This window comes from Planktothrix sp. FACHB-1355 (genome assembly GCF_014748295.1).
Classification (GTDB): domain Bacteria; phylum Cyanobacteriota; class Cyanobacteriia; order Cyanobacteriales; family Aerosakkonemataceae; genus Aerosakkonema; species Aerosakkonema funiforme_A.
Window position 1 is genome coordinate 1 of the sequence record NZ_JACJUP010001112.1, and the last position, 2,332, is coordinate 2,332.

Consider the following 2,332-nt stretch of genomic DNA (forward strand, 5'->3'; position numbering starts at 1 on the left):
CTCTTCCGATCTATTTATGGCGTTGATTTAGGAGTCAAGCATTTCGCTGTTGTAACTGACGGCGAAAAGGTTTCTAAATATGACAAACCCAGACAGATTGCTAAACATGAAAAAAATCTAAAACGCAAGCAAAAGAAATTAGCACGGAAACAAAAAGGGAGTAATTCTAGAAACAAATATTGTCAAGTAGTTGCCAAAGTGTACGAGCGAGTTACTAACTCACGGCAAGATTTTCTGCATAAACTTAGTTACAAGTTGGTCAGCGATAGCCAAGCTGTCATAGTAGAAAATCTTCATGTCAAGGGCATGGTTCGCGATCGCAATTTGGCTAAAGCTATTTCTGATTGTGGATGGGGAATGTTCACCAACTTTTTAGCCTATAAGCTAGAACGTAAGGGAGGAAAGTTGGTTGAGATTGATAGATTCTTTCCCAGTTCCAAACTCTGTTCTAACTGTTTCTATCAGGTGAGTGAGATGCCATTAGATGTAAGGCAATGGACTTGTCCCCACTGTGGTACTCATCACGATAGGGACGGCAATGCGGCGACCAATATTCGGGCAGAGGGGATCAGAATGCTAAAGGCGGATGGTTCAGCCGTCTCTGCTGTAGGAGGGGAAGTAAGACCAAAGATGGGACGAAAGTCTCATTTGCGGCATTCGCCGTTGAGTACAGAAGCCCCGTCCGCCTATGCGGCGGGGTAGTTCACCGCTACGATCGAATTCTTTAGGAGCGTTGCACAAGAGGTTCCGCAGGATATGGGTAAAACTGAGCAGATGGAATCCTTCGTGAGGGTGAGGTAAGTTAACATACTAACCGAAAAAATAAGACAAAAGATAATTGACAAAATAAACAGATAACAACATGGTCAAAACTTCTCATACTATGAATCTTTCTTCTTTGTCACCTTTTAAAAAAGCCGATCGCATCCTGGTTGTGGATGATTCTCCCGATAATGTATTTCTTATCCAAGCGATCTTGGAAGAAGAGGGCTATAAAATAGCAACAGCATCAGATGGCCTTACTGCATTGGCTAAAGTTGAGCAATCACCGCCAGATTTGGTGTTACTGGATGTTATGATGCCAGGAATGGATGGCTTTGAAGTCACCAAGCGCCTGCGCGAAAATACTTCTTTGCCGTTTATCCCCATTCTACTGATAACCGCCTACGACCACCTCAGTGTGGCTAAAGGACTAGATACCGGTGCAGACGATTTTATCCGCAAACCGGTAGAAGTGGACGAGCTGCTGGCGCGGGTACGCAGTCTGCTGCGACTCAAGCACAGCATCGACGAACGGGATCAAATTGCCAAACAGCGAGAAGATTTTGTTTCCCGACTGACTCACGATCTGCGAACTCCTTTGATTGCTGCCGATCGCATGATGGGTTTAATGCAGCAAGGTGCCTTGGGAGAACTCTCCCCCTCAATGAAAGAAGCTCTCGACACAATGGTTCGCAGCAATAAAAACCTACTGGCAATGGCAAATACCTTGCTGGAAGTTTATCGTTACGAAGCCGGTCGGAAAAATCTAAACTTCATTCCCGTTGATATAAGAGATTTGCTCCAGGAAGTTGTTAAAGAACTATCCCCTTTAGCTGTTGAAAAAAATCTATCTTTGCAATTGGTAAGGGATAAAAATCCTCAAGATACCGCGCAAATTAAAACCGTTGTACAAGGCGATCGGCTCGAACTTCACCGCGTTTTTACCAATTTGATCGGCAATGCGATCAAATTTACAGATACAGGTTCGGTACACGTCAGTCTTGCCAATACAACTGGTAATGCTAATCCAGATGAACCAGAGGTAATCGTTGAAGTAGAAGATACTGGCCCAGGCATTCCCGTAGAAGAACAAGCCAGTTTATTTGAACGTTTTCGTCAAGGCAAACATAAGCACGCCGGCAGCGGTTTGGGTCTGCACTTGTCTCGCAGAATTGTGGAAACTCATAACGGCACCATTGAAATTAAATCAGAGGTCAACAAGGGAAGTCGCTTCATCGTGCGCTTACCACTCAAGCGAGGATCTCATTCTTAAAGTACCCTAACCTGTAACCTGCTCCGCTGAAATGGGTGTACTTGCGCTCTTTGGGGCGATCTCCTTGAAATCGCAGCCAGCTAAGGTGTAGAGCCCCATAAAACTAATAATTTGGTATACTAAGTACGGAAAAGTCGAATTTCTATCTCCGGCTTGGATTGATGATACAGGAATTACCTATGACAGGCATCAAAACCCATTTTCAAACTACCTGTAAAGCATCGATAGATTTTATCATTCACTTAAAATACTACTAAAAATATCATTCTTCCTAGAAACTTGGTTTCTTTGCCTATG

General features: G+C 43.8%; 2 protein-coding genes. Both read left to right on the top strand.

Features of this window, described 5'->3' with window-relative positions; all coding sequences use genetic code 11:
* The coding region (locus tag H6S82_RS29615) for an RNA-guided endonuclease TnpB family protein (protein ID WP_191057207.1) at nt 1–702 on the top strand (702 nt) is incomplete at its 5' end.
* A 181-nt stretch (nt 703–883) separates the two neighbouring features.
* The gene (locus tag H6S82_RS29620) at nt 884–2,035 is read left to right on the top strand and encodes a hybrid sensor histidine kinase/response regulator (RefSeq protein WP_190462696.1); all 1,152 of its coding nucleotides are present in this window, start codon (nt 884–886) and stop codon (nt 2,033–2,035) included.
* The last annotated feature ends 297 nt before the right edge of the window (nt 2,036–2,332 follow it).